Consider the following 25,373-nt stretch of genomic DNA (forward strand, 5'->3'; position numbering starts at 1 on the left):
GTGCAGTGAGTCGGCGCAGTAAGTCGGCACAACGTGTGCTAATCCAGCTCGGCAGGCCAGCGCCGCGCGCCGTGCAGCACGCGTAGCACCGTGAGCGTTTGCCGTTCGACACGGTAGGCGATCACGAACGGCGCGCCGTGCACGACCAGTTCGCGTGTGCCGCTCACCCGGCCACGACGGCCGATTTCCGGATAGAGCCGCAACCGCCGGACCGCGGAGGCGATGCACTCGTCCACGCTCACGGCTGCATGCGCGCCGCGTGTCTCGTTGAAGTCGAATATCGCTTCGCGGTCGGCCAGCGCGAGCGGCGACCATTCGAGCCTCAACTTTTGCGCTTGCGAATGGAGTTTGGCTTCGAGGCGGTCAGCTTCGGAGCCGCCGGCTCGGCCTCGTCCACGCGCCTCGACGCCGCCGCGCGCCGCTTCGCGAAATTCGCTTCGACCGCGTCCGCCTCCACGGCCGGGCGGGCGTCTTCCAGCGCTTCCAGCACTTTCGCGCGGAACCACGCGTCGTGCGTGGCCGGATCGACCGCGAAGCCGACGGGCAGCGCGCCCTCGTTCGCCACCCGCGTGAGCAGGATGCGCACCGCGTCCGACACCGTGAGTCCCATCTTTTCCAGCACCGCCGTGGCGCGTTCTTTCAACGCCGGATCGATGCGAACCTGTACCAATGCGCTTGCGCCCATCGCCTGACTCCCTCGCGTGGTGATCGAAGCCGCATTGTAATTCAGCTGTATTACATTAGACATGAGCATCCTTGAAGTGCGTTAAACACACCGCAAGTTTTGTCGCGTCCAGAAATCCGCGCCATTCATCCGAATGGCTAACGCAGCGCGCGCCAGGCGCCATCGGCGGCACTGCTGGCCAGCACCGCTTCGATAAAGCGCAGCCCGGCCACGCCATCGTCGACGGTCGTGAGCAGCGCGCTTTCGGGCGGCGGCGGCACGCCCATATCGCGCGCACGAATCTGCGCCGCCGCGTCGCGATAAAGCTGCGCGAACGCTTCCAGATACCCTTCCGGATGCCCCGGCGGCACGCGCGTCGCGTGCGCGGCGGCCGCGCCCGTCACCCGTGCGCGCGTGAGCCGCTGCGCCTCGCCGCCCTGCGGCGTGAACCACAGCTCGTTCGGCGCTTCCTGATCGAACGCGAGCCCGGCCTTCGTGCCGTACACCCGCAACCTCAGCGCATTCTCCGCGCCGCTCGCGACCTGGCTCGCCCAAAGCATGCCGCGCGCGCCGTTCGCGTAACGCAGCATCGCCTGCACGTGATCGTCGATACGCCGTCCGGGCACAAAGGTATGCAGCTCCGCCGCGACCGCCACCGGCTCCATGCCGCTGACAAACGCCGCCAGCTGATACGCGTGCGTGCCGATATCGCCGAGACAACCCGCCGGACCCGCCAGCGCCGGGTCGGTGCGCCAGCTCGCCTGACGATTGCGGCCATCCGCGCCGCCCTGCTCGATCGGATGCGCGAGCCAGTCCTGCGCGTACTCCACCTGCACGACGCGCACCTCGCCCAGTTCACCCGCCGCCACGAGTTCGCGCGCATGGCGCACGAGCGGATACCCGGAATACGTATGCGTGAGCGCGAACACCACGTTCGCGTCGCGCGCGTGCTGGGCGAGCGCGCGCCCTTCGTCGAGCGAAACGGCCAGCGGCTTATCGCAGATCACGTGGATGCCCGCCGCCATGAACGCATGCGCCACCGGCGCGTGCAGATGATTGGGCGTGACGATCGCAACCGCATCGATGCCGTCCGCGCGCGCGCCTTCTTCGCGCGCCATCTCGCGCCAGTCGGCGTAACTGCGCGCGAGGCCGATGGCGTCGGCGCTCGATTGCGCGCGCGCCGCATCGGACGACAACGCGCCCGCCACCAGGTCGAAATCGTCGTCGAGGCGTGCGGCGATCCGATGCACCGCGCCGATGAACGCGCCCTCGCCGCCGCCCACCATGCCGAGTTTCAGTCTGCGTGTCATCGTCGTGCTCCGCGTTGTGCGTCACTGCGTATCAGAGGCCCAGCACGCTTTTGAGTTGCGCGTCGTCCACGCCGCTGCCCGCGAAGTCGTCGAACGCATGCTCGGCCACGCGGATCAGATGCCGCTTGATGAACTCCGCGCCCTCGCGCGCGCCGTCGTGCGGATGCTTGAGCGCGCATTCCCATTCGAGCACCGCCCAGCCCGGAAAGTCGTACTGCGTGAGCTTCGAGAAAATCGCGCCGAAGTCGATCTGCCCGTCGCCGAGCGAACGAAAACGCCCCGCGCGCTCGACCCAGTCGCTATAGCCGCCGTACACGCCCTGCCGCCCCGTGGGCCGGAACTCCGCGTCCTTCACGTGAAAGGCCTTGATGCGCGCGTGATAGAGATCGATGAACGCGAGGTAATCGAGCTGCTGGAGCACGAAATGGCTCGGGTCGTAGAGAATGTTCGCGCGCGGATGATCGTCCACGGCGGCCAGAAAACGCTCGAAAGTCACGCCGTCGTGCAGATCCTCGCCCGGATGCAGTTCGTAGCAAACGTCCACGCCCGCTGCGTCAAATGCATCGAGAATCGGCCGCCAGCGACGCGCGAGCTCGTCGAACGCGGCCTCGACGAGACCCGGCGGACGCTGCGGCCACGGATACACATAAGGCCACGCGAGCGCGCCCGAAAACGTCACATGCGCGCTCAAGCCCAGGTTGCGCGACGCGCGCGCGGCCAGCTTCAACTGCTCGATGGCCCACGCCGTGCGCGCCTCGCGATTGCCGCGCACGTGCGGCGCGGCGAAGCCGTCGAACAGCGCGTCGTACGCGGGATGCACGGCCACGAGCTGACCTTGCAGATGCGTCGACAACTCGGTGATCGCGATCCCCGCGTCGTCGGCGGTCTGGCGCAGATCGTCGCAATACGCCGGGCTCGCGGCCGCCTGTTCGAGATCGATCAGGCGCGCATCGGTCGGCACCTGAATGCCTTTGTAGCCCAGTTGCGCGGCCCATTGCGCCATGTGCACGAAGCTGTCGAACGGCGCTTTCTCACCCAGAAACTGGGCGAGAAAGATCGCCGGACCCTTGAGGGTTTTCATCGGTCCGAGTCCTCAGCAAAGCCACCGCGGCGCGGCGGCGATTGACGAACGATGCAAGCCAGCGTGATGCGCCGCGCTCAGAACGGCGAATCCGGGAAATAGAACTGTTTGGCGTTCTCCTTCGTGATGAGCACCGAAGGAATGATCGTCGTGGGCGGCAGCGCCTTGCCCGCGAGCCGCGCTTCGGCCGTGAGCTTGATCGCGTCGTAGATGAACTTCGGCGAATACGACACGTCGGCCTGAATCAGCGGATCGCCGTCCATCACGCGCTTGACCATGTCCTTCGAGCCCGCGCCGCCGAACACGATCTTGATGTCGCTGCGCTTGGCCTGATCGATCGCCTTGAGCACGCCCACGGCCATGTCGTCGTCGGCGGCCCAGACGGCGTCGATGTGCTTGAAGCGCGTGAGGAAGTCCTGCATGGTCTTGAAGGCATCGTCGCGGTTCCAGTTCGCGTACTTCGCGTCGAGAATCTTCATGTCCGGATAGTTCTTCAGCACCGCCGTAAAGGCGTTCCAGCGCTCGTTGTCGAGCGTGGTCGGAATGCCGCGCAGCGCGACGATGTTGCCCTTGCCGTTCAACTGCTTCGCGAGATACTCGGCGGGAATCCGGCCGAACGCGGTGTTGTCGCCGGCCACGTAGGCGTCCTGCGCGCTCTTGTCGGTCAGGCCGCGATCGACAACCGTCACGTACACGCCCTTCTTCTTGACCTGCGCGACCGGCTGCGTGAGCGAGGCCGATTCAAACGGGAAGATCACCAGCGCGTTGATCTTGTTGACGGTCACGAGGTCCTGCAACTGGTTCGCCTGATCGGGCGCGTTGGCCGCCGTCTTGACGATGACTTTCAGGTCGGGATGCGCCTTCTCCAGCTCTTTCTTCGCCTCGTTGGCCCACCAGACGATGCCGCCCGTGAAGCCGTGATCGGCCGTGGGAATGGCGACGCCGAGCGTGACCTTGTCCTCGGCGTGCGCCGGGCTTGCCGTGAAAGGCGAAGCGAACATCGCCGCCACGCCGAGCGTCAGCGCGCCCGTCCACATCGCACGAATCGTATTCTTCATGATGCCGTCTCCGATGATTGTTGTGCGGGCGCGCACGCCCGTCCTTTGACCACGCCTTGCACCGACCATTATTTCGCCATCCGAACTAACCACGACTCACACGACTACCGCCTGCCGCGCTGCAGGAAGGCCACGGCGATGATCGCCACGCCCTGCACCGCCGCATTCAGATACACGCTGATGATGCTCGTGAGATTCAGAATGTTCGCGATCACCGAGAGCAGGATCGCGCCCACCACGGTGCCCGCCACGCGTCCTTCGCCGCCCTTGAGCGCCGTGCCGCCGACCACCACGGCCGCGATCGCTTCGAGTTCCCACAAGATGCCGGTGGTCGGCGTGGCCGAGCCCAGACGCGGCACGTAGAGCACCGTCGCCACGCCCACGCACACGCCGAGCAGCACATAGGTCGCGCACTTCACGCGATCGACGCGAATCGCCGCATAACGCGCGACCTGTTCGTTCGAGCCGATCGCCTGCACGTGCCGCCCGAACGCCGTGCGGTTGAGCACCAGCGCGCCGCCCGCCGCCATTAGCGCGAACACCCACACGGGCACCGGCACGCCGAAGAGGCTCGCGTAATACACGGGACTGTTGAGATCGACGAGATTGTTTTGCAGCGTGAGCGCGCCGCCGTCGGCGAGCCACGTGAGCACCGAGCGGAAAATGCCCAGCGTGCCGAGCGTGACGATGAACGGCTCGATGCGTCCGCGCGTGATGAGCAGCCCGTGCGCGAGACCGAACAGCGCGCCCAGCACGAGCGCGATCGCCATGCCGATCGCGATGATGGCGAGCGGCGCGAACGCGTGGCCGTTGACGCCCGCCGCGAGCGCGTTCATCACCCAGATCATCACGCCCGCGATCAGCGCCGCCATCGAGCCCACGGAAAGATCGATGCCGCCCGAGATGATCACGAAGGTCATGCCCACCGCGATGATGCCGATGAACGACGTGCGCGTGAGCACGTTGAGCAGATTGTCGACGGTCGCGAAATCGCGGTTGAGCAGCGTGCCGACCACGCACAGCGCGACGAGGCCGATCAGCGGCCCCACGCCCGCGAGCCGGTGCGCGAGCCGCACGACGAAGCGCCGCGTGCGCGCCTGGGCGCTCGCCGCTTCAGTGGGTGCCGGTTGCATGGGCGATCAGCTCCTCTTCGTTCAGATGGTCGCGGCCGAGCGTGGCGACAAGCCGCCCCGCGCGCATCACCGCGACGCGATGCGCGAGGCCGATCAGTTCGATCAGCTCCGACGAGATCACCACCACCGCGCGTCCCGAGGCCGCGAGCCGCTCGATCAGGAAATAGATGTCGCGTTTCGCGCCGATATCGACACCGCGCGTGGGCTCGTCGAGCACGATCACGCGCGGATCGGGCTGCAGGAATTTGGCGAGCGCGAGCTTCTGCTGATTGCCGCCCGAGAGCATGCGCGCGCGGCTCGACAGGTCGCCGGTGCGAATACCGAATTCGCACACCGCCGTTTCGAGCGCGACTCGCGCGGCCTTCAGATCGAGCAGCGGACGGCCGTAGCGTTCAAGCGTCATCAGCGTGAGATTGTCCTGCAGGTTCAGATTCAGATGCAGGCCTTTGCCCTTGCGGTCCTCGCTCAGATACGTGAGGCCGTGGCGCATGGCGTCGCGCGGATGCCTGAGCGTCACGGCGCGTCCGCCGATCTCCACCTCGCCCGCCAGCTTGCGGCGCAGGCCGACGAGCGCCTCGAAGGCCTCGCTGCGCCCCGCGCCCACGAGTCCCGCGAAGCCGAGAATCTCGCCTGCGCGCACCTCGAAACTCAGGTCCTCGACCCAGCCCGGCACGGCGAGGCCGCGCACGCGCAGCGCGACGGGCGCATCGGCGGCGGCGAGGCGCTTGTCGGGAAACATGTCGGAGACGTCGCGGCCCACCATCAGGTTGGCCATCTGCTGGCGCGCGAGGCCCGCCGTCGCGCTCGCGGCCACGAAGCGGCCGTCGCGCATCACGATCACGTCGTCGGTGATGCGCTCCACTTCGTCGAGCTTGTGCGAGATGTAGACGATCGTCGCGCCGTCCGCGCGCAGCTTCGCCATCAGCGTGAAGAGGCGCGCGGTTTCGCTCGGCGTGAGCGTGGCCGTGGGTTCGTCCATGATGAGCAGGCGCGCGCGGCGCGCGAGTGCCTTGGCGATTTCCACGAGCTGCTTTTCGGCGACGATCAACTCGCGCACGGGCGTGTCGGGATGCCGTTCGAGCCCGACCTGGGCGAGCAGCGCGCGCGCCTCGCGGCGCATCGCGGTGTCGTCGACAAACAGGCCGCGCTTCTTTTCGTGGCCCAGAAAGATGTTCTGCGCGATCGTCAGATGCTCGGCGAGATTGAACTCCTGATGGATCAGCACGATGCCCGCGGCTTCGGCGGCGCGCGAGCCGTCGAACTGGCAGGCGCGGCCGTCGACGAGCATCTCGCCCGCGCTCGGGCGCTCGTAGCCCGCAAGGATTTTCATCAGCGTGGATTTGCCCGCGCCGTTCTCGCCCAGCAGCCCGTGAATGCGGCCCGGCGCGAGGTCGAAGCTCACGCCGTGCAGCACGCGCACAGGGCCAAAGTCCTTGCGGATATCGTTGAATCGCACGGCGACGCTCATGGCCGCTCGCTCCTCCAATTCGCGCGGGGTCCGGCGGGCCGCGTGCACGTCGACAAACCGTGCGGCGCTGCCCGCCTTCTCTCGCTGGTCTCCACTGCTAATAAGCGTTTGTCCTGCGATCCAGCATGTTCAGCCGACCCCGCGCGTTCAGGCGCTGCGCCGCACCACCAGCCGATGCGGCAACAGCACGCCCGGCACGCTCGCGCGCGGATCGGCGAGCCGCTTCAGCAGCAGACGCGCGGCCGTTTCGCCGAGTTCGCGCATCGGCTGCGCGATGGTCGTGAGCGGCGGATCGATCTGCGCGGCCAGCGCGATGTCGTCGAAACCGACCACGGCGACGTCGTCGGGCACGGCCCAGCCGCTGCCGCGCAAACCATTGACGACGCCCACCGCGAGCGTGTCCGAAACCGCGAAGATCGCGTCCGGCTTCGCCGCGCGCGCGCCGCCGCGTTGCGCCATGAGCGCGGCGGCGGCCTGCGCGCCCGCGTCGTAATCCAGACAGTTCAGATTCACGCGCCACGCCTCGCGCGCCTCGATGCCCGCTTCGGCGAGTGCGGCGAGGTAGCCGAAGCGGCGCTGCTGCGCATACAGATAGTGATCGTCGGAATTGATCAGCGCGATGCGCCGCCGCCCGCGCGCGATCAGATGGCGCACTGCGTCGCGCGCCGCCCCGAAATTGTCGATGCCCACGTACGGCACGCCCGCTGCCGGATCGAACTCGCAGCACGCGACCCACGGCAGCGCCGGTTCGTGCGCGGCGGCGCGGTTGGCCTGCTGCACCGTGGCCGGATCGAGGCAGATCGCGCCGTCCGCGCGATGGCGGCGCAGCAGGTCGAAGTAACTACGCTCGCGGCCCGCGTCGGCGCCCGTGTCGCAGAGCAACATGAAATAGCCGTGCTGACGCGCGACGCTGTCGATGCCGCGCACGATCTCGGCGTAAAACGGATTGCCGAAGTCCGGCACCATCGTCAGCAGCAGGCGGCTTTCCGCCGTGCGCAGGTTGCGCGCCAGCTCGTTGACGCGATAGCCGCTCGTCTCGACCTCGGCGAGCACGCGTGCGCGGGTGGCGGGCCGCACGTTGGTGTGGCCGTTGAGCACACGCGACACCGTGGCCACCGAGACGCCCACGCGCCGCGCCACCGCCACGATGGAGCCGCCGCGTGCGTCGTCGCCGGCGGCGTCGGCCTGCGCGATGGCCTCGCCCGCTTCGGCTGACGCCGCGGGATCGGTTTGTGAGGCGTGCGGCTGGGCGGTGGTCGTCATGAAAAAGGCGGTCGGTGGCCGGGTCGAGGCGGTCGAAGGTGGCCGCGCAGGCGCGTCGGCAATGTAATCGATTACATTCTTGGTTCGCGGACGGCGAAACTTCAAGGTGCACGAAGCCAGGACAAATACTGATCCCGCGACGGCGCCGCGCTGCCGGCGGCCGGACGCCGCCGCAAAGGCCTTTGGTACAATCTCGCGATTGCCTGGCACCGTTTTTCGGGGCGTCCGCAGCGGCACGCGGCCGCCAGGACAGCCAGTCCCCGCCAGTCCCCCTTACGTATCGCCCGAACTTCGAACCGAACCATAACGCCGAGTCACCATGAACATCGAACAAGCGCGTTTCAACATGATCGAACAGCAGATTCGCCCCTGGGAAGTGCTCGACCAGGACGTGCTGAATCTGCTCTCGATCGTCAAGCGTGAGCATTTCGTCCCCGCGGCCTATGTCGATATCGCGTTCGCCGACCTGGAACTGCCGCTGCCCAACGGTCAGCACATGCTCGCGCCGCGCGTCGAAGCGCGCGTGCTGCAGGAACTCGCGGTGAAGAAGCACGAAAACGTGCTCGAAATCGGCGCCGGTTCGGGCTACATGGCCGCCCTGCTCGCGCACCGCGCGCAACAGGTGCTGACGGTGGAAATCGACACGGAACTGGCCGAATTCGCGCGCGCCAACTTCGTGAAGAACGGCGTGCTGAACGCCGAAGTCGCGGTCGGCGACGCGGCGCGCGGCTGGGCCGCGAACGCGCCGTACGACGTGATCTGCGTCTCGGGCGGCCTGCCGGTCGTGCCGCAGGAACTGCTCGAGCAGCTCAAGGTGGGCGGCCGTCTGGCGGCGTTCGTCGGCGGCGCGCCGGTGATGGAAATGCAGATCATCACGCGTATGGACGAGAAGCAGTACCGCATCGCGGGCGTGTTCGAAACCTACGTCGAACCGCTGCAAAACGCCGTGCAGCCGTCGCGCTTCAAGTTCTAAGTGGTCGCCGGGCCGCGTGTGCGGCCCGCGCCCTGTGTTACGTCGCTGTGTTACGTTTATCTTCCGTTTTTCTTCGATCGAGTTTTCCATGCAGATCCTGACCGCCCCCGCCCTCGCCGAATGGCTCGCCGACTCCGCGCGCCCGGCGCCCGTCCTGCTCGACGTGCGCGAGCCGTGGGAAATCGAGACCGCGAAGATCGACGGCAGCATCTCGATTCCGATGGCGCAGATCCCCGCGCGCAGCGAAGAACTCGACGACGACGCGCAGATCGTCTGCATCTGCCATCACGGCGCGCGCAGCGCCCAGGTCGCGATGTTCCTCGAATCGCGCGGCCATACGCAGGTGTTCAATCTGCAAGGCGGCATCGACGCGTGGTCGCGTCAGGTCGATCCGAAGGTGCCGACGTACTGATCACACGCTGATTGCGGCAAGACCGGTCCATCACCGGTCAAGATGATGTCTTCGTCGAAGGGCGCGGTTCACACCGCGCCCTTTTGCATTTCTGCGCGCTTTGCATCGCCGCTCGCTTCGCACTCGTGTGCGCCTCGTTCCCAATGCGTGCTTGCACAACGATGTAGCGCGCGAGCCGACTTCTCCACCTGCGGCATGCACACCGCATGCACCTGATCGCATCGTCATGCACTGCGCGCGACGCATGCACCGCGACGATCATCGGCTTTCATGCACGCGCGCACTGCAACGATGCAGCGCGCCCGAACATGCGCCCCGCTGCACCAGATTCGCCCGCCCGCCGCACGGCGCGTTCGCTTACGTCCCGCCCGTCTTGCTCGCCGAAGGCCCGCCCCGCGCTCGGCGCGCGTCGACAGCACGTGCATCGCGCTTCCCACACGCGCTGGCATAGCCTTTGCAGTAACAACCCCGCAAGGCTGGACACACCAACGGGGGCGCGTAATCAGACGCGCCGAGACCCAGGACTTCACCCATAGGGGCATCTACATGAAACGTCGCAGTCTGTTGAAACTCGGGACGATGTCGGGCGCGCTCGCCGTAGCGGGACGCGTGCCGTTCGCGCATGCCGACACGGGCAGCGGGCCGATCAAGGTCGGCATCCTGCATTCGCTCTCGGGCACGATGGCGATCTCGGAGACGTCGCTCAAGGACACCGCGTTGATGACGATCGCCGACATCAACAAGAACGGCGGCGTGATGGGGCGTCAGATTCAGCCCGTGGTCGTGGACCCCGCATCGAACTGGCCGCTGTTCGCGGAGAAGGCCCGCCAGTTGCTCACCCAGGACAAGGTCGCGTGCGTGTTCGGCTGCTGGACCTCGGTGTCGCGCAAGTCGGTGCTGCCGGTGTTCGAGGAACTGAACGGCCTGCTCTACTACCCGGTGCAGTACGAAGGCGAGGAAATGTCGCGCAACGTGTTCTACACGGGCGCCGCGCCGAACCAGCAGGCGCTTCCGGCCGTGGAATATCTGATGAGCGCGGAAGGCGGCGGCGCGAAGCGCTTCTTCCTGCTCGGCACCGACTATGTGTATCCGCGCACGACCAACAAGATCCTGCGCGCCTTCCTGCATTCGAAGGGCGTGCAGGACGCCGATATTCAGGAGGTCTACACGCCGTTCGGTCATAGCGACTATCAGACCATCGTCGCGAACATCAAGACCTTCTCGCAGGGCGGCAAGACCACCGTCGTCTCGACCATCAACGGCGACTCGAACGTGCCGTTCTACAAGGAACTCGGCAACCAGGGCATCAAGGCGACCGACGTGCCCGTGGTCGCGTTCTCGGTGGGCGAGGAAGAACTGCGCGGCATCGACACCAAGCCGCTCGTCGGCCACCTCGCGGCGTGGAATTACTTCATGTCGGTGAAGGGCGCGCAGAACACGAAGTTCAAGGAGCAGTTCGAGGCGTGGGTGAAGGCGAACAATCTGCCGGGCGGCAGCAAGCGCGTCACCAACGATCCGATGGAAGCGACCTTTGTCGGTATCCACATGTGGAAGCAGGCCGTCGAAAAGGCGAAGAGCACCGATGTCGACAAGGTGCGCACGGCGATGATCGGCCAGACCGTGGCGGCGCCCTCGGGCTTCACGCTGACGATGGACGGCAACCATCACCTGCACAAGCCGGTGATGATCGGTGAGATTCGCGCCGACGGCCAGTTCAACGTCGTGTGGCGCACCAAGACCGCAATTCGCGCGCAGCCGTGGAGCCCGTATATCGCCGGCAACGAAGGCAAGCCGGACGTGGTCTCGCAGGACGTGCTGCCGAACTTCCTGCGCCGTTCGCGCACGGCCTGATCGTCGCGATCGCACGGCCATCCTGCGCACCCTGCACGTCATGCAAGCCACGCGCGGCGCGCCCTGAGCGTCGCGCGCGTTCTGCCCACGGGCCGCCGCTTGCGCCAGCGTTCGCGCGACGCGGCGGCCCGCATCATAAAGACCTCATCATGGCTCTCTCATTCCCGAGGTACGCCCGCCTGGGCTTGCGGCGCGCGATTGCCAGCGTCACGCTGTGCATGACGCTGTTTGCCACCTTCACCACGGCCGCGCACGCGCTCGAAGCCGCCGACGTCGCACCGCTCGGCGGCGACGACTTCGACGCCAAGTCCGCCGCCGTCGACAAACTCATTGCCCTCCACGACGCCGCCTCGCTCGCGCTGCTCAAGGCGCTCGCCGAGGACAACGTGAGCGCCACCGACGCCGGCGAAGTGCTCGTCACCGACGGCGACACCGCGCGCGACGCCGCAACCGGCAAACCGGTCGCCGCCGACGTCGCGTCGAGTGCGCAGCCCATCACGCTGAACAACCTGCTGCGCTCGAAAGTGGCGGGCGCGGTCTCGGGCCTGCAACTCGCGTCGCCCGATCTGGCAACGCGCCGCGCGGCCATCGCGGAGCTGCTGAAGAACCCCGATCCGTCGATGAAACCAATGATCGACGCCGCCCGCGCGAAGGAAACCGACGCCGCGCTCAAGCGCCGCCTCGACACGCTCTGGGCGATGACCGCGCTGCGCGACCCGAACGCGGCGACGCGCCTCGAAGCGACGAAGCTCGTCGCGGCGCGCCACGATCTCGACATGTACGAACTGCTGCGCCCGCTCGTCGCGAAGAACGCGAGCGGCGCATTCAACGAACCCGATGCCGATGTGCGCGCCGTCGCACAGCAAGGCATCGACGCGCTCGACTCGATCCAGCGCCGCAGCGAAATTGCGGGCACGCTGTTCGCGGGTCTGTCGCTCGGCAGCGTGCTGCTGCTCGCAGCGCTCGGCCTCGCGATCACGTACGGCCTGATCGGCGTGATCAACATGGCGCACGGCGAGTTTCTGATGATCGGCGCGTACGCCACCTATGTCGTGCAGACGCTGTTCCTGCGCTACGCGCCGGGCGCGTTCGACTGGTATCCGCTGCTGGCGATTCCGGCGTCGTTCGTCGCCGCCGCGCTCGTGGGCGCGGTGATCGAGCGCCTCGTGATCCGCCATCTGTACGGCCGCCCGCTCGAAACGCTGCTCACCACCTTCGGCATCAGCCTGATCCTGATTCAGGCCACGCGCATGATCTTCGGCGCGCAGAACGTGCAGGTCGAAAACCCCGCGTGGATGAGCGGCGGCGTGACCGTGATGCAGAACCTGATCCTGCCGTACAACCGCCTCGCGATTCTCGCCTTCGCGCTGATCGTGGTGGGCATCGCGTGGACCGTGCTGACGAAAACGCGCCTCGGCCTGTTCGTGCGCGCCGTCACGCAGAATCGCCGCATGGCCGCCTGCGTGGGCGTGCGCACCGCGCGCGTCGATGCATGGGCGTTCGCGTTCGGCGCGGGTATCGCCGGACTCGGCGGCTGCGCGCTCTCGCAGATCGGCAACGTCGGTCCGGACCTCGGCCAGAGCTACATCATCGACTCGTTCATGGCCGTGGTGCTCGGCGGCGTGGGCCAGATCGCCGGCACCGTGATCGGCGGCTTCGGGCTCGGGCTCGTCTCGAAGGCCATCGAGCCGTTCTGGGGCGCGGTGCTCGCGAAGATCGCCGTGCTCGTGCTGATCGTGCTGTTCATCCAGAAGCGTCCGCAGGGCCTGTTCGCCCTCAAGGGCCGCAGCGCGGAGGCTTGACCATGACGACCGCCACCTCCACTTCGCCGCGTTCGGCGCTCGCGCCGCAAGACGGCAACGCCGACACCTTCGCGCTCGGCCTGCCCGCGCGCCCCGCCCTGCTCTCGCGGCGCGCGTGGCTCGCGCTCATCGCGCTGATCATCGCGATGGGCGTGGGCGTGCCGCTGTGCGCGCTGGTGCTGCCGCAAACGAACGCGCTGCATCTCTCCGCCTACACGATGACGCTCGCGGGCAAGCTCATGTGCTACGCGATCGCCGCGCTGGCGCTCGATCTCGTCTGGGGCTACTGCGGCATCCTGAGCCTCGGCCACGGCCTGTTCTTCGCGCTGGGCGGCTACGCCATCGGCATGTACCTGATGCGCCAGATCGGCCACGACGGCAAGTACGGCAGCGATCTGCCCGACTTCATGGTCTTTCTCGACTGGCACAGCCTGCCGTGGTACTGGAGCGGCACGCAGCATCTCGGCTACGCGCTGCTGCTGGTCGTGCTGGTGCCCGCCGTGGTCGCGTGGGTGTTCGGCTTCTTCACGTTCCGCTCGCGCGTGAAGGGCGTGTATCTGTCGATCATCACGCAGGCCATGACCTTCGCGGCGATGCTGCTGTTCTATCGCAACGAGACCGGCTTCGGCGGCAATAACGGCTTCACCGATTTCAAGCGCATCGCCGGCATGCCGATCACGCATCCGGGCACGCGCACGGTGCTGTTCCTGCTGACCTTCGCCACGCTCGTGCTCGCGTTTCTCGCCACGCGCGCGATCGTCACTTCGAAGCTCGGACGCGTGGTCACCGCCGTGCGCGACGGCGAAACGCGCCTGATGTTCCTCGGCTACAGCCCGCTCGGCTACAAGCTGTTCATCTGGACCGTTTCGGCGATGCTCTGCGGCATCGCGGGCGCGCTCTACGTGCCGCAGGTCGGCATCATCAATCCGAGCGAAATGTCGCCGGGCAACTCGATCGAAATGGCGATCTGGGTGGCCGTGGGCGGACGCGGCACGCTGATCGGCCCGATCATCGGCGCGTTCGCGGTGAACGGCGCGAAGAGCTTCTTCACCGCCTATTTCGCCGAATACTGGCTGTTCTTCCTCGGCCTCATTTTCGTGCTCGTGCCGCTGTTGCTGCCCAACGGCATCATGGGCCTCATCGAACTCGCCGTGCGGCGCATGAAGCTCGCGGCAGGAGGCAAGCGCTCATGAACGGACACATCCTGCTCAACGATCCGCTCAATCACAATCCGTTCGACGAGGAAGGCCTCACGCTCTCGGGCGTCGCCGACATGGGTCACGTGGTCGAGCCCGGCGTGATCGACACCTCGCACGGCACGATTCTGTATCTCGAAGACGTGACCGTGAGCTTCGACGGCTTTCGCGCGCTCAACAAGCTCTCGCTCGAGATCGACGCGGGCGAACTGCGCTGCGTGATCGGGCCGAACGGCGCGGGCAAGACCACGATGATGGACGTCATCACCGGCAAGACCTCGCCCGATTCGGGCAAGGTATTTCTCGGCCAGACGCTCGACCTCACGCGCATGAACGAACCGGCGATCGCGCGCGTGGGCATCGGCCGCAAGTTCCAGAAGCCGACCGTGTTTGAGCAGCATCCCGTGTGGGAAAACCTCGAACTCGCGATGAAGGCCGACAAGGGCTGGTTCGCCACGCTGCGTGCGCGACTCGGGCGCGACGCGCAGGCGAAGATCGAGCAGACGCTCGAAACGATCCGCCTCGAAAGCGACGCGCGCCGGCTCGCGGGCGAGCTCTCGCACGGGCAAAAACAGCGGCTCGAAATCGGCATGCTGCTGATGCAGAAGCCGCAGTTGCTGCTGCTCGACGAACCCGCCGCGGGTATGACCGACGACGAGACGATGGAACTCGCCGCACTGCTCAATCGCCTGCGCGGCAGTTGCTCGATGATGGTGGTCGAGCACGACATGGAATTCGTCGCGGCGCTCGCGGGCGCGACCGGACGCGTGACCGTGATGGCCGAAGGCCGCGTGCTTGCGCACGGCACGCTCGACGAGGTCAAGCGCGACGAAACGGTGATCGAATCGTATCTGGGCCGCTGAGCCTCTCCCAACCGGCCCGAGAAGGGATCGACAAAGCCTCGAAGGCATCGACATGCTCACAATCGAATCGCTGAACCAGTATTACGGCGGCAGCCACATCCTGCGCAACGTCTCGATGACGGTGCCCGAAGGCGAACTCACGGTGCTGCTCGGCCGCAACGGCGTGGGCAAGACCACGCTGCTGCGCTGCCTGATGGGCGTGGTGCCGACGAAGAACGGCAGCATCGCGTGGCGCGATACCGCGCTCACGAAAATGCCCACGCATGCGCGCGTGGCGCACGGCCTCGCGTACGTGCCGCAAGGGCGCGATATCTTTCCGCGTCTCACGGTCGAGGAGAATCTGCTGGTGGGCGCGGCGAGCAAGAAGCGCATGCCCAAGGGCGTGCCCGAGCACATCTACACGCTCTTTCCCGTGCTCAAGGACATGAAGTCACGGCGCGGCGGCGATCTCTCGGGCGGCCAGCAGCAGCAGCTCGCCATCGGCCGCGCGCTGATGAGCGAACCGCAACTGCTGATACTTGACGAGCCGACCGAAGGCATTCAGCCGTCGATCATTCAGGAGATCGGGCGCACGCTGCGCAGGCTCGTCGAGGAGATGAATCTCACCGTGCTGCTGGTCGAGCAGTATTACGACTTCGCGAAGGCCATCGCCGACCGTTACTGGGTGATGAGCCGCGGCGAAATCGTCGCGGGCGGCGCGGGCGCGCAGATGGATGCGGACGGGGTGAGGGAGTTGATTGCGGTCTGAGCCGGTGCCGCAGAGAAGCGCTTACGGAAAAAACTGTGCGGCGCCGGGTGTCGGCTTACCGGGTGTCGGTTTAGATACAAGATCCCACTATCTGGACGTGCGGAACGGATCGATCACCTTGAGTTGACCAAAAATGACTTGACCATCCTGCATGTCTTCGCTGAAGAGCACCTGGCAATTTTCAAGCAAGGCGAAGGCGACGATGCATGCATCGTAGAACCTGAAACCGTAGTGCGCGGCCACACGGCGCGCCTCTTTGTGGACTTCGAGTGTCAAAGGCACGATCTCGCACAACGCCTCCACGTCTGCGAGCAACCCATCGATCTCCGGCCATGCGAGCTGCATTTTCCGGGTCATGACGAGGGTAACTTCATTCATGACCTGAGTGCTGATGACGGGTTTCGAACTCCCCTGCACCAACAGAGCCTCGGCCCGGTCGGCCTTCGTCGCGTCGCTGGAAAAGAGGTAGACAATGACGTTGCTATCGACGGCAAATCGCGTCGATGCATCGGCGGTCATTTACCGCTCCCTCTTTCGTCAAGCGACTCGCGCTCGAACCGGAAGTCGGCGGGCAAACGACCACGATATTTACGAAGGCGCTCGATCCGCTCGGAAGCGGTCGGCGTTTTGCTCACTGAGAACGCTCCCGACTGCATGGCGTAAATCTCGATGTCATCGCCTTCTTTGAGGCCAAGCGCATCGATCACGGCGGCAGGCAGTCGGACAGCAAGGCTATTACCCCATTTTGCGACTTGCATGATTCACCCCGATGGATATACACAGTATAAATTGTATATCTCAGACGGTGTTTTTCAAGCGAAAATCAGGTTCTCATCTACGTCATAGCCGGCGGTCAACGCGACATGCAATCGCTCCTTTCGCGCGGACTGCCAGGCGCCTGATTTTCCCGGGCTGGCGCTTGCCAGCCCGCATGCTATCCTCGCGACCTGTTTCCGCCCTCACACCTTACTGCGCATGTCGCTTCACGAAGATCACGCCGCGCTCGCCAACACCACGCTGCGCCAGGTCGCGCAACCCGAATGGGTCGCGAAGCTCGAACTCGGTTTCGAGCTTCAAAAGGCGCGCACGGCGCTCACGCATCGTCTGCATGTGGGACCGCTGCGCGTGCAACGTCCGCTCTATCCCGAAGGCGACGCGATCTGCCACGCGGTGATCGTGCATCCGCCGGCGGGGATCGCGGGCGGCGACCGTCTCGACATCGACGTGAACGTGGGCGATGGCGCGCACGCCGTGCTCACCACGCCGGGCGCGACCAAGTGGTACAAGTCGAACGGCCGCGTCGCGCGCCAGCGCATCAAGGTGCGCGTGGGCGACGGCGCGAAGCTCGACTGGCTGCCGCAGAACAATCTCGTCTTCGATCACGCGCACGCGGAACTGGACTTCGCGCTCACGCTCGGCGCAGGCGCGACGGCCATCGGCTGGGACGCGACACAACTTGGCCGCCAGGCGGCGGGCGAGCGCTGGTCGGCGGGCATGCTGCGCGCGCTCACGCGCGTCGTGTGCGCGGCCACGCCCGAGGCCGAGGAACAATTGCTCTGGTTCGAGCGCGCGCTAATCGACGCCGCCGATCCGCTGCGTGACGCGCCGCAAGGTCTCGCGGGCTTTCCGGCGTTCGGCGTGCTGTGGGCGATCGGCCCCGCATGCACCGACGCGCTCGCGCAGGATCTCGCCGCCACGCTGCCTTTCGACGATGCGCTGCGCTCGGGCGCGAGCTGCATCGCGCCGGGCGTGCTGCTCGTGCGCGTGGTGGGCCGCTCGATGGAGCCGCTGCAAACCACGCTCGCGCAATGCTGGACGCAACTGCGTCCGTTCGTGCACGGCGTGAAGGCCGCGCCGCTGCGTCTGTGGACGACCTGATCCGCATCGTTCCTGCTTTACATCGCACCATTCTGGTGCTCACTCGCACATCTACGCACAAACTTGCGACATCGAGGCAATGTATCGGTGCACAAACACCGCGCATATGGTGCATTCACGCTTACCCCTTCATTGGCACACACCTTGCTGTGAGCTTGCAGCGAATCGTGCGCGCCGCGCACGAGGCAGCAAGCTGCCCGTAACCTGGCTCCCGTAAGCTGGTCCGCGCCCTTCCCGCGCGCCTGGCCGCTTCGGCTGCGCCACGCGTCCAGACTTGCCCCAACCGAACCAGAACGATGAAGCTCACGCCACGCGAGAAAGACAAGCTCCTGATCTTCACCGCCGCGCTGCTCGCCGAACGGCGCCGCGCGCGCGGCCTCAAGCTCAACTATCCGGAAGCGGTGGCGTTCATCAGCGCCGCGCTGATGGAAGCCGCCCGCGACGGCAAGACCGTCGCCGAGGTCATGCACTACGGCACCACGCTGCTCACGCGCGACGACGTGATGGACGGCGTGCCCGAAATGATCCCCGACATTCAGGTCGAAGCGACCTTCCCCGACGGCACCAAGCTCGTCACCGTCCACCATCCGATTCCCTGAAGGACGCGCCCATGATCCCCGGCGAAATGCTGATCGACGACGGCGAAATCGAACTCAACGTGGGCCGCGAGACGCTCAGCGTGACGGTCGCGAACACGGGCGACCGCCCGGTGCAGATCGGCTCGCACTACCACTTCTACGAAGTGAATGAAGCGCTCGTGTTCGAGCGCGAGGTCACGCGCGGCTTCCGGCTGAACATCGCGGCGGGCACCGCCGTGCGCTTCGAGCCCGGCCAGGAGCGCACCGTCGAACTCGTCGCGCTCGCGGGCGAGCGCGCGGTCTACGGCTTCAACGGCAAGGTGATGGGCCCGCTCTGAGCGGCGCGTCACGCCCCGAATTCATCAGGAATCCGATATGACATTGAAGATCGGCCGCCGCGCCTACGCGGAGATGTTCGGCCCCACGACCGGCGACCGCGTGCGTCTCGCCGACACCGAACTGCTCATCGAGATCGAGCGCGACTACACCGTCTACGGCGACGAAGTGAAGTTCGGCGGCGGCAAGGTGATCCGCGACGGCATGGGCCAGTCGCAGCGCCTGCACGCCGAAGTCGCCGATACGGTCGTGACCAACGCCGTGATCATCGATCACTGGGGCATCGTGAAGGCCGACATCGGCATCAAGGACGGGCGCGTCTGGCGCATCGGCAAGGCGGGCAATCCGGACGTGCAGCCGGGCGTGACGATTCCCATCGGCGCTTCGACCGAAGTGATCGCGGGCGAAGGCCAGATCGTCACGGCGGGCGGCATCGACACGCACATCCACTTCATCAGCCCGCAGCAGATCGACGAGGCGCTCGCGAGCGGCGTGACGACGATGCTCGGCGGCGGCACCGGCCCGGCGACGGGCACCAACGCCACGACCTGCACGCCGGGCCCGTGGCACATGGAACGCATGCTCCAGGCCGCCGACGGCTGGCCGATCAACCTCGGCTTTCTCGGCAAGGGCAACGTAAGCCTGCCCGCGCCCGCCGAAGAACAGATCGCGGCCGGCGCGATCGGCCTGAAGCTGCACGAGGACTGGGGCTCGACGCCCGCGGCCATCGACAACTGCCTGAGCGTCGCCGACGACACCGACACCCAGGTGGCGATCCACACCGACACGCTCAACGAATCGGGCTTCGTGGAAGCAACCGTGGGCGCGTTCAAGGGCCGCACGATCCACACGTATCACACCGAAGGCGCGGGCGGCGGCCACGCGCCCGACATCATCAAGGTCTGCGGCGAGGCGAACGTGCTGCCCTCCTCGACCAATCCCACGCGCCCGTACACCGTCAACACGCTCGACGAACACCTCGACATGCTGATGGTGTGCCATCACCTCGATCCGTCGATTGCCGAAGATATTGCTTTCGCCGAATCGCGCATCCGCCGCGAAACCATCGCCGCCGAAGACATCCTGCACGACCTCGGCGCGCTGTCGATGCTTTCTTCGGATTCCCAGGCAATGGGTCGCGTGGGCGAAGTCATCATCCGCACGTGGCAGACCGCGCACAAGATGAAGGTGCAACGCGGCGCGCTGGCCGAGGACAACGCGCGCAACGACAACTTCCGCGTCAAGCGGTATGTGGCGAAGTACACGATCAATCCGGCGCTCACGCACGGCATCGCGCATGAAGTGGGATCGATCGAGCCGGGCAAATGGGCCGATCTGGTGTTCTGGGACCCGGCGTTCTTCGGCATCAAGCCCTCGCTGATTCTCAAGGGCGGCATGATCGCGCTCGCGCAGATGGGCGACCCGAACGCGTCGATTCCGACACCGCAACCCGTGCATTATCGTGAGATGTTCGGCACGCGCGGACGCGCGCTCACGCAGACCTCGCTCACCTTCGTCTCGCAACTCTCGCTCGACAAAGGCATCGTCGATCGTTATGGTCTGCAAAAGCGCGTGGTCGCGGTGCGCAACTGCCGGAGCGTGACGAAGGCCGACATGATCCACAATGCATGGCAGCCGTCGATCAGCGTCGATCCCGAAACCTACCAGGTGGTCGCGGACGGCCAGTTGCTCACCTGCGAACCCGCCACGGTGCTGCCGATGGCGCAGCGGTATTTTCTGTTCTGATCTGTTCGGGATCCGCGAACAGCAGTCATGAAGTTTGAAGTATTGATATGCGCACGATCGACAAACGACTCAACGCCAAACTCGCGCCCGTGCTGGTCAAGCGCGCGCCCACCCTCACGCTCGCCTACGACGAGCGCTGCAAGAGCCGTCTCGCGGCCAGGCTCGACACGGGCGAGGACGTGGGCGTGGTGCTGCCGCGCGGCACGGTGCTGCGTGACGGCGACATGCTGGTCGCCGACGACGGCGGCCTCGTGCGCGTGATCGCGGCGGCGCAGAGCGTGCTGCGTGTGCGCGCGCACGACCGGCTCACGCTCACGCGCGCGGCGTATCACCTCGGCAATCGCCATACGCCCGTGGAAGTGGGCGTCGACGAACTGAAGCTCGAAGCCGATCCGGTGCTCGAAGACATGCTCAAGCGTCTAGGCGCGCAGGTCGAGCGCGCGGAACTGCCGTTCCAGCCCGAGTCGGGCGCGTATGGCGGCGGGCATCGTCACGGTCACGATGCGACGTTCGCCGAAGACTACGCGCTCGCGCAGCGCGTGTACGACGAGCATCACGGTCACTCGCACGATCACGCACACGATCACGCACACGATCACGCACACGATCACAGCCACGCACACGGCCACGATCATTCGCACGATCACAAACATCCGCACGGCGACGAACACACGCACGACCACGAATGCGGACACGACCACGGTCATTGCGACGGCCACGCGCACGACCACAGCCATGAACATCGCTGAACTCACCGCACTGCTGCATCTCGCGTCGCCGGCGCTGCCGATCGGCGCGTTCAGCTATTCGCAGGGACTCGAAGCGGCGATCGACGCCAGACTGGTCGAAACCGCCGACGACGCCGCGCACTGGATCGCCCACGGCCTCGCCAACGTGCTCGCGCCCGGCGAGTTGCCGTTCCTCGCGCATCAGCTCGAACGCTGGCGCGCGCACGATACGGATAGCGACGCCGACACCATTCAAGCGCTGATCGACGCCAATGCGGAATTCATCGCGAGCCGCGAGTCGGCGGAACTGCGTCGCGAGACCGCGCAGATGGGCTGGTCGCTGCGCCAGCTCTGCGCGCAACTCGAATGGGGCGACGCCGCGCGCCGCGCCACGCTCGATCGCATGACGCCCGTCGCGCAGCCCACCGCGTTTGCCTTCGCGGCTTACGCGCACGATGCGTCCACGGAAGCGACGCTCGCCGCCTACGCGTTCAGCTGGGTCGAGAACCAGACGGCCGCCGCGCTCAAGGCGGTGCCGCTCGGTCAGGTCGCGGGGCAACGCATCGTCGTCGCGCTGCGGCCTGCGATCGCCGACGCCGTGGCGCGCGCGCTCGCCACGCCGCCCGACTCGCTCAACACGTTCGCGCCGCAGCTCGGCATTCTGAGCGCGCGCCATGAATCGCAATACTCGCGGCTGTTTCGTTCCTGAGCGCCGCGCTCTCCTCACTTCGCGTCACTTCGCGTTCGCACTCACACATGAATTCGCCCAACAGTTCGTCCAATAAGCGCACCAAGAAACTACCGCCGCTGCGCGTCGGCGTCGGCGGCCCGGTTGGCTCCGGCAAGACCACGCTGCTCGAAATGCTCTGCAAGGCGATGCGCGAGCGCTACGACCTCGTCGCCATCACCAACGACATCTACACGAAGGAAGATCAGCGCCTGCTGACCGTCGCGGGCGCCCTGCCCGCCGAGCGCATCATGGGCGTGGAAACGGGCGGCTGCCCGCACACGGCGATCCGCGAGGATGCGTCGATCAACCTCGAAGCCGTCGACCAGATGCTCACGCGTTTTCCCGATGCGGACATCGTGTTCATCGAGTCCGGCGGCGACAATCTCGCCGCCACGTTCAGCCCGGAATTGTCGGACCTGACGATCTACGTGATCGACGTGGCCGGCGGCGAGAAGATTCCGCGCAAGGGCGGCCCCGGCATCACGAAGTCGGATCTGCTGGTGATCAACAAGACCGATCTCGCGCCGCTCGTGGGCGCGAATCTCGACATCATGGCCTCCGACGCGCAGAAGATGCGCGGCGAGCGGCCGTTCGTGATGTGCAATCTGAAGGCGCTCGACGGCCTCGATCAGGTGATCGGTTTCATCGAGAAGAAGGGGTTGCTGGTGGGTTGAGCGCGCGGCTCACGATGCGTGCCGGGCGGCGCGTATCGTGAGAACGCGGTGAGTACCTGGTGAGTGCGTCGTTCAGAGATCGAGCGTCGTCGCCGAGGCGCGCTCGGGCAACAGCGTCGTGAGCACGTCGACCGTGCGCGCGGTCGCGCCGCGATGGCGCGAGGCGAAAGCCGACGCCGCCGCGCCCATCGTCACGCGGCGCGACTTGTCCTTGAAGAGTTCGCGCAACACGCGCGCGAGGTCGGCCGGGTCCTGCACCTGCAACGCGCCGCCCGCCGCCACGGCATCGGCCGTCGCCTGCGTGAAGTTGAACACGTGCGGGCCGATCAGCACCGGCGTGCCGACGGCGCACGCCTCGATCAGATTCTGCCCGCCCAGCGGCAACAGACTTCCGCCGATAAACGCGACATCGGCGGCCGCGTAGTACGCGCCCATCTCGCCCATCGAATCGCCGAGCAGCACGTTCACGTCCTGCGGCAAGGCCGGCACATCCGCATGCGCGGTGCCGGTGGACGCCGGCGCCCACTGCGAGCGCCGTTCGAGCTTCAGATTCCTGCGCGCGACCAGCGCGGCCACTTCGTCGAAACGCTGCGGATGACGCGGCACGAGAATCAGCAAGGCGTCAGGCACTTCGAGCGCCGCGAATGCCTGCAACACCAGTTCCTCTTCGCCCTCGCGCGTGCTCGCCGCCACCCACACGGGACGCGCGCCGATCGCGCGTCGCCAGTCGCGGCCGCGCGCGACGAGCGCGGGCGGGCTCGCCATATCGAACTTCAGATTGCCGAGCACGGCCACGTTGCGCGCGCCGAGCGCGGTCAGACGTTCGGCATCAGACGGGCTTTGCGCGAGCACGCGCGTGAAGCCGCCGAACACCTCGCGCGCGCCCGCGCCGAACTTCGCCGCGCGCTTGAACGAACGCGCCGACATACGCGCATTCGTGAGCACGAGCGGCACATCGGCGCGCCTGCATTCGTCGATGAGCGTCGGCCACACCTCGGTTTCCATCACGAGGCCGAGCGACGGCCGCCACGTGTGCAGAAAACGCCGCACCGCGTGCGGCATGTCGTACGGCAGATAGCAGCGCAGCACGCGGTCGCCGAACAGTTGCTCGCCTTGCGCGCGCCCGCCGGGCGTCATGTGCGTGAGCAGGATGCGCGCATCGGGTCGCGCCGCGAGCAGCGCGTCGATGAGCGGCTGCGCCGCGCGCGTCTCGCCGACCGAGACGGCATGCACCCAGATCAGCGGCGTGTCGTCCTCGGGCAGACGGCCGGCCGCAAAACCGAAACGCTCACAGACGTGTTCGCGATAGCCGCGCTCGCGCCGCGAGCGGATGAACAGGCGCAGCACCGCGAGCGGCGCGATCAGCCACCAGGCCGCGCGATAAACCGCCCTCAGCATCGGGCCTCCGCGATCGCAGCCCGCGCGCCCGGCTCAACGTTGAAGTCAGCGCTCAAATCGACGCTCGAATCGACGCTCAAATCGAAGATCAAACCAGTTCCTTGCCCTTGAGACGTTCGAGAATGCCGAGCGGCGCCCATTCCGGATGCACCATGTCCTTCGCCGGCAGGAAGAAGGTCTGTTCCATCATGAACTGGCCGGACATCACGGCGTGCGAGGTGTGATCGGAGAAACACACCCAGACGCTGCCCGGCGGAAAGTTGATGGTCTGCTGCGGGCTCGACTTCTGATAGTCGAGATCGGCCTTCATGCCGTCGTGCAGATTGAGCATCAGATGGTCGTACTCGCTGCGCGGCGACTTGGTGATGTGCAGCAGATTCTGCAGCCACGCCGAGCCCGGAAACTGCGGCTTGATGTTCGGCAGGAAGCGTTTGGCCATGTCCTCGAACGGCTCGCCCACGCGCCACACGCGCGGCACGCCGTTCGGATTCACGTTGGTGAAGACGCGCAGGATGCGCTCGCCGTAGTTCGGGCGCGACGGGAACGCATCGACGTGCAGACGCGAATCGTCCTTGCGCCACGAAGTCTCGCGCGTTTCCACCTGATGCAGACGCAGACTCGTGGGCGCCACACGCAGCTTGCCCGTGTACTCGGGAAAGAGACCGTCGACGAGCGAACGCGCGCACGCCTGATAACGCGCGATCAGCGCGCGCACGGCCGACTGCGTGACGGTGTCGCCAAGCACGCCATGCAGCGCGCCGCCGTTCGGATCGAGACTGATGTTCTTGCGCTTCGGATCGGCGATGGCCGGATCGAGCAGCGCGCGCTCGCCGCCTTCGACCGCGAATTCGAGCTTCGGAAAGTACAGCACCTTGCCCTGCTCGACGGCATCGAGCAGCGTCTCTCGCGGCATCGCGAGGCCGTTGCCCTGCCAGTCGGCGGAAGTGATTTCGATGATCTGGGATTCTTTCATGGTCGCCCCTGCAAGCGATTGGATCTGGTTGCCCGGCCTGTGCGTGGTGCGCGGCGTGCGTGATATCGACGCGATCGACAATATCGTCGGCACGTTCGCGGCCCGGCCCGAAGTGGCGCGCGGCGAGCGTTATCTTGCCGCACGCGCCGCTCCTTATACCCCGCGGGCCGCGCGGCGCGCTTTGATGCGACGCAGTCTGTCAGAGATTGCCCTTCGCGCTTCCGGCGCCCTGGCCGTCACAGCAGCCCGAAACCGGCCAGCGCGCTCTTGACCTGCGCGAGCGTGGGCGGCTGCCCGGCGGTGCCGAGATTGACGACGTTCGGCGACCAATAGCCGCCGGTGCGCCAGGCGGTCGCGAAATTGTACAACTCGACGGTCGGCCGCTTCAGCGCCGCCGCGATGTGCACGAGCCCCGTGTCCACGCCGACCGTGGCCGCCGCGCCGTCGATCAGGCCGACCACGGCGGGCAGCGAGAGCTTGGGCGGCACGATGGCCGCCTCGCCGAACTCG

28 protein-coding genes are annotated in these 25,373 nt (G+C 66.5%); 15 read left to right on the forward strand and 13 right to left on the reverse strand.

Features of this window, described 5'->3' with window-relative positions; translation table 11 throughout:
* Positions 1 to 38 precede the first annotated feature (38 nt).
* From G3N97_RS09540 to G3N97_RS09575, 8 genes are all read right to left on the reverse strand, one after another.
* Complete coding sequence (locus tag G3N97_RS09540; RefSeq protein WP_205992983.1) at positions 39 to 326, reverse strand: type II toxin-antitoxin system RelE/ParE family toxin; 288 nt, start codon at positions 324 to 326, stop codon at positions 39 to 41.
* Entirely contained in the window at positions 323 to 685 is a 363-nt protein-coding gene (locus G3N97_RS09545) for a type II toxin-antitoxin system RelB/DinJ family antitoxin (protein WP_205992984.1), read from the reverse strand. Before G3N97_RS09545 ends, G3N97_RS09540 begins: the two co-directional genes overlap by 4 nt.
* A gap of 137 nt (positions 686 to 822) precedes the next feature.
* The gene (locus tag G3N97_RS09550) at positions 823 to 1,974 is read right to left on the reverse strand and encodes a Gfo/Idh/MocA family oxidoreductase (RefSeq protein ID WP_241030488.1); all 1,152 of its coding nucleotides are present in this window, start codon (positions 1,972 to 1,974) and stop codon (positions 823 to 825) included.
* 31 nt (positions 1,975 to 2,005) lie between these two features.
* Positions 2,006 to 3,055, reverse strand: coding sequence for a sugar phosphate isomerase/epimerase family protein (locus G3N97_RS09555; RefSeq protein ID WP_205992985.1), 1,050 nt, complete (start codon positions 3,053 to 3,055; stop codon positions 2,006 to 2,008).
* A gap of 77 nt (positions 3,056 to 3,132) precedes the next feature.
* On the reverse strand, positions 3,133 to 4,113 hold the full coding sequence (locus G3N97_RS09560; RefSeq protein WP_065057306.1) for an ABC transporter substrate-binding protein: 981 nt from the start codon (positions 4,111 to 4,113) through the stop codon (positions 3,133 to 3,135).
* A 104-nt stretch (positions 4,114 to 4,217) separates the two neighbouring features.
* Complete coding sequence (locus G3N97_RS09565; RefSeq protein ID WP_205992986.1) at positions 4,218 to 5,246, reverse strand: ABC transporter permease; 1,029 nt, start codon at positions 5,244 to 5,246, stop codon at positions 4,218 to 4,220.
* Entirely contained in the window at positions 5,227 to 6,714 is a 1,488-nt protein-coding gene (locus G3N97_RS09570) for a sugar ABC transporter ATP-binding protein (RefSeq protein ID WP_205992987.1), read from the reverse strand. The genes G3N97_RS09565 and G3N97_RS09570 overlap by 20 nt, the downstream gene beginning before the upstream one ends.
* A gap of 147 nt (positions 6,715 to 6,861) precedes the next feature.
* A complete protein-coding gene (locus G3N97_RS09575) occupies positions 6,862 to 7,977 on the reverse strand; it encodes a LacI family DNA-binding transcriptional regulator (protein ID WP_205992988.1) in 1,116 nt (371 codons plus the stop codon).
* 319 nt (positions 7,978 to 8,296) lie between these two features.
* Here G3N97_RS09575 and G3N97_RS09580 point away from each other — a divergent pair, with 319 nt between their 5' ends.
* The 7 genes from G3N97_RS09580 (at position 8,297) to urtE (ending at position 15,822) form a co-directional block, all read left to right on the forward strand.
* Positions 8,297 to 8,950, forward strand: coding sequence for a protein-L-isoaspartate O-methyltransferase (locus tag G3N97_RS09580; protein ID WP_205992989.1), 654 nt, complete (start codon positions 8,297 to 8,299; stop codon positions 8,948 to 8,950).
* Between the two features lie 88 nt (positions 8,951 to 9,038).
* Positions 9,039 to 9,362 (forward strand): rhodanese-like domain-containing protein, encoded by a 324-nt coding sequence (locus G3N97_RS09585; RefSeq protein ID WP_065057301.1) that lies wholly within the window; start codon positions 9,039 to 9,041, stop codon positions 9,360 to 9,362.
* A 546-nt stretch (positions 9,363 to 9,908) separates the two neighbouring features.
* Entirely contained in the window at positions 9,909 to 11,213 is a 1,305-nt protein-coding gene (urtA, locus tag G3N97_RS09590; RefSeq protein WP_205992990.1) for an urea ABC transporter substrate-binding protein, read from the forward strand.
* 218 nt (positions 11,214 to 11,431) lie between these two features.
* Positions 11,432 to 13,015 carry an urea ABC transporter permease subunit UrtB gene (gene urtB, locus G3N97_RS09595; protein WP_241030490.1) on the forward strand — a complete coding sequence of 528 codons (1,584 nt, stop codon included), beginning with the start codon at positions 11,432 to 11,434 and terminating at the stop codon, positions 13,013 to 13,015.
* Positions 13,016 to 13,017: 2 nt separating this feature from the next.
* Positions 13,018 to 14,208, forward strand: coding sequence for an urea ABC transporter permease subunit UrtC (urtC, locus tag G3N97_RS09600; RefSeq protein WP_205992992.1), 1,191 nt, complete (start codon positions 13,018 to 13,020; stop codon positions 14,206 to 14,208).
* 80 nt (positions 14,209 to 14,288) lie between these two features.
* Positions 14,289 to 15,074: an urea ABC transporter ATP-binding protein UrtD gene (urtD, locus tag G3N97_RS09605; RefSeq protein ID WP_241030491.1), complete on the forward strand. Its 786-nt coding sequence runs from the start codon at positions 14,289 to 14,291 to the stop codon at positions 15,072 to 15,074.
* A gap of 52 nt (positions 15,075 to 15,126) precedes the next feature.
* Entirely contained in the window at positions 15,127 to 15,822 is a 696-nt protein-coding gene (gene urtE / locus G3N97_RS09610) for an urea ABC transporter ATP-binding subunit UrtE (protein ID WP_074984646.1), read from the forward strand.
* 87 nt (positions 15,823 to 15,909) lie between these two features.
* Here urtE and G3N97_RS09615 read toward each other — a convergent pair whose 3' ends face one another.
* Both G3N97_RS09615 and G3N97_RS09620 read right to left on the reverse strand, forming a co-directional pair.
* A complete protein-coding gene (locus G3N97_RS09615; RefSeq protein ID WP_205992993.1) occupies positions 15,910 to 16,341 on the reverse strand; it encodes a PIN domain-containing protein in 432 nt (143 codons plus the stop codon).
* Positions 16,338 to 16,580 (reverse strand): AbrB/MazE/SpoVT family DNA-binding domain-containing protein, encoded by a 243-nt coding sequence (locus G3N97_RS09620; protein ID WP_205992994.1) that lies wholly within the window; start codon positions 16,578 to 16,580, stop codon positions 16,338 to 16,340. Before G3N97_RS09620 ends, G3N97_RS09615 begins: the two co-directional genes overlap by 4 nt.
* Before the next feature lie 217 nt (positions 16,581 to 16,797).
* On the opposite strand from G3N97_RS09620, the gene G3N97_RS09625 reads away from it, so the two are divergent.
* From G3N97_RS09625 to ureG, 7 genes are all read left to right on the forward strand, one after another.
* On the forward strand, positions 16,798 to 17,700 hold the full coding sequence (locus G3N97_RS09625; protein ID WP_205992995.1) for an urease accessory protein UreD: 903 nt from the start codon (positions 16,798 to 16,800) through the stop codon (positions 17,698 to 17,700).
* Between the two features lie 296 nt (positions 17,701 to 17,996).
* The gene (gene ureA / locus G3N97_RS09630; protein ID WP_065057295.1) at positions 17,997 to 18,299 is read left to right on the forward strand and encodes an urease subunit gamma; all 303 of its coding nucleotides are present in this window, start codon (positions 17,997 to 17,999) and stop codon (positions 18,297 to 18,299) included.
* 11 nt (positions 18,300 to 18,310) lie between these two features.
* Entirely contained in the window at positions 18,311 to 18,616 is a 306-nt protein-coding gene (locus tag G3N97_RS09635; protein WP_110327549.1) for an urease subunit beta, read from the forward strand.
* 37 nt (positions 18,617 to 18,653) lie between these two features.
* Positions 18,654 to 20,360 carry an urease subunit alpha gene (gene ureC, locus G3N97_RS09640; RefSeq protein ID WP_205992996.1) on the forward strand — a complete coding sequence of 569 codons (1,707 nt, stop codon included), beginning with the start codon at positions 18,654 to 18,656 and terminating at the stop codon, positions 20,358 to 20,360.
* Between the two features lie 47 nt (positions 20,361 to 20,407).
* Positions 20,408 to 21,109, forward strand: coding sequence for an urease accessory protein UreE (gene ureE / locus G3N97_RS09645; protein ID WP_205992997.1), 702 nt, complete (start codon positions 20,408 to 20,410; stop codon positions 21,107 to 21,109).
* Positions 21,096 to 21,797 (forward strand): urease accessory protein UreF, encoded by a 702-nt coding sequence (locus G3N97_RS09650; protein WP_205992998.1) that lies wholly within the window; start codon positions 21,096 to 21,098, stop codon positions 21,795 to 21,797. The genes ureE and G3N97_RS09650 overlap by 14 nt, the downstream gene beginning before the upstream one ends.
* Positions 21,798 to 21,844: 47 nt before the next feature.
* A complete protein-coding gene (gene ureG, locus G3N97_RS09655) occupies positions 21,845 to 22,492 on the forward strand; it encodes an urease accessory protein UreG (protein WP_205992999.1) in 648 nt (215 codons plus the stop codon).
* A gap of 72 nt (positions 22,493 to 22,564) precedes the next feature.
* Here the strand turns inward: ureG and waaA are convergent, their stop codons facing one another.
* Together waaA and G3N97_RS09665 are read right to left on the reverse strand one after the other, a co-directional pair.
* Positions 22,565 to 23,890 (reverse strand): lipid IV(A) 3-deoxy-D-manno-octulosonic acid transferase, encoded by a 1,326-nt coding sequence (gene waaA, locus G3N97_RS09660; protein WP_205993000.1) that lies wholly within the window; start codon positions 23,888 to 23,890, stop codon positions 22,565 to 22,567.
* A gap of 88 nt (positions 23,891 to 23,978) precedes the next feature.
* The gene (locus G3N97_RS09665; protein WP_205993001.1) at positions 23,979 to 24,863 is read right to left on the reverse strand and encodes a Kdo hydroxylase family protein; all 885 of its coding nucleotides are present in this window, start codon (positions 24,861 to 24,863) and stop codon (positions 23,979 to 23,981) included.
* On the opposite strand from G3N97_RS09665, the gene G3N97_RS09670 reads away from it, so the two are divergent.
* Positions 24,844 to 25,134 (forward strand): hypothetical protein, encoded by a 291-nt coding sequence (locus tag G3N97_RS09670; protein WP_205993002.1) that lies wholly within the window; start codon positions 24,844 to 24,846, stop codon positions 25,132 to 25,134. The genes G3N97_RS09665 and G3N97_RS09670 overlap by 20 nt on opposite strands.
* On the opposite strand, the gene G3N97_RS09675 is transcribed toward G3N97_RS09670, so the two are convergent.
* Positions 25,100 to 25,373 (reverse strand): glycosyltransferase family 9 protein (locus G3N97_RS09675; RefSeq protein WP_241030489.1); only part of this gene is annotated, 274 nt, incomplete at its 5' end. The genes G3N97_RS09670 and G3N97_RS09675 overlap by 35 nt on opposite strands.

This window comes from Paraburkholderia sp. Ac-20347 (assembly GCF_017104805.1).
GTDB classification, from domain to species: Bacteria; Pseudomonadota; Gammaproteobacteria; order Burkholderiales; family Burkholderiaceae; genus Paraburkholderia; species Paraburkholderia tropica.

Bases quoted from the DNA above. Each gene is read 5' to 3' on its own strand.
- G3N97_RS09545 (WP_205992984.1), bottom strand. From the start codon at position 685: ATGGGCGCAAGCGCATTGGTACAGGTTCGCATCGATCCGGCGTTGAAA.
- G3N97_RS09550 (WP_241030488.1), bottom strand. From the start codon at position 1,974: ATGACACGCAGACTGAAACTCGGCATGGTGGGCGGCGGCGAGGGCGCG.
- G3N97_RS09555 (WP_205992985.1), bottom strand. From the start codon at position 3,055: ATGAAAACCCTCAAGGGTCCGGCGATCTTTCTCGCCCAGTTTCTGGGT.
- G3N97_RS09560 (WP_065057306.1), bottom strand. From the start codon at position 4,113: ATGAAGAATACGATTCGTGCGATGTGGACGGGCGCGCTGACGCTCGGC.
- G3N97_RS09565 (WP_205992986.1), bottom strand. From the start codon at position 5,246: ATGCAACCGGCACCCACTGAAGCGGCGAGCGCCCAGGCGCGCACGCGG.
- G3N97_RS09570 (WP_205992987.1), bottom strand. From the start codon at position 6,714: ATGAGCGTCGCCGTGCGATTCAACGATATCCGCAAGGACTTTGGCCCT.
- G3N97_RS09575 (WP_205992988.1), bottom strand. From the start codon at position 7,977: ATGACGACCACCGCCCAGCCGCACGCCTCACAAACCGATCCCGCGGCG.
- G3N97_RS09580 (WP_205992989.1), top strand. From the start codon at position 8,297: ATGAACATCGAACAAGCGCGTTTCAACATGATCGAACAGCAGATTCGC.
- G3N97_RS09585 (WP_065057301.1), top strand. From the start codon at position 9,039: ATGCAGATCCTGACCGCCCCCGCCCTCGCCGAATGGCTCGCCGACTCC.
- urtA (WP_205992990.1), top strand. From the start codon at position 9,909: ATGAAACGTCGCAGTCTGTTGAAACTCGGGACGATGTCGGGCGCGCTC.
- urtB (WP_241030490.1), top strand. From the start codon at position 11,432: ATGACGCTGTTTGCCACCTTCACCACGGCCGCGCACGCGCTCGAAGCC.
- urtC (WP_205992992.1), top strand. From the start codon at position 13,018: ATGACGACCGCCACCTCCACTTCGCCGCGTTCGGCGCTCGCGCCGCAA.
- urtD (WP_241030491.1), top strand. From the start codon at position 14,289: ATGGGTCACGTGGTCGAGCCCGGCGTGATCGACACCTCGCACGGCACG.
- urtE (WP_074984646.1), top strand. From the start codon at position 15,127: ATGCTCACAATCGAATCGCTGAACCAGTATTACGGCGGCAGCCACATC.
- G3N97_RS09615 (WP_205992993.1), bottom strand. From the start codon at position 16,341: ATGACCGCCGATGCATCGACGCGATTTGCCGTCGATAGCAACGTCATT.
- G3N97_RS09620 (WP_205992994.1), bottom strand. From the start codon at position 16,580: ATGCAAGTCGCAAAATGGGGTAATAGCCTTGCTGTCCGACTGCCTGCC.
- G3N97_RS09625 (WP_205992995.1), top strand. From the start codon at position 16,798: ATGTCGCTTCACGAAGATCACGCCGCGCTCGCCAACACCACGCTGCGC.
- ureA (WP_065057295.1), top strand. From the start codon at position 17,997: ATGAAGCTCACGCCACGCGAGAAAGACAAGCTCCTGATCTTCACCGCC.
- G3N97_RS09635 (WP_110327549.1), top strand. From the start codon at position 18,311: ATGATCCCCGGCGAAATGCTGATCGACGACGGCGAAATCGAACTCAAC.
- ureC (WP_205992996.1), top strand. From the start codon at position 18,654: ATGACATTGAAGATCGGCCGCCGCGCCTACGCGGAGATGTTCGGCCCC.
- ureE (WP_205992997.1), top strand. From the start codon at position 20,408: ATGCGCACGATCGACAAACGACTCAACGCCAAACTCGCGCCCGTGCTG.
- G3N97_RS09650 (WP_205992998.1), top strand. From the start codon at position 21,096: ATGAACATCGCTGAACTCACCGCACTGCTGCATCTCGCGTCGCCGGCG.
- ureG (WP_205992999.1), top strand. From the start codon at position 21,845: ATGAATTCGCCCAACAGTTCGTCCAATAAGCGCACCAAGAAACTACCG.
- waaA (WP_205993000.1), bottom strand. From the start codon at position 23,890: ATGCTGAGGGCGGTTTATCGCGCGGCCTGGTGGCTGATCGCGCCGCTC.
- G3N97_RS09670 (WP_205993002.1), top strand. From the start codon at position 24,844: ATGATCTGGGATTCTTTCATGGTCGCCCCTGCAAGCGATTGGATCTGG.
- G3N97_RS09665 (WP_205993001.1), bottom strand. From the start codon at position 24,863: ATGAAAGAATCCCAGATCATCGAAATCACTTCCGCCGACTGGCAGGGC.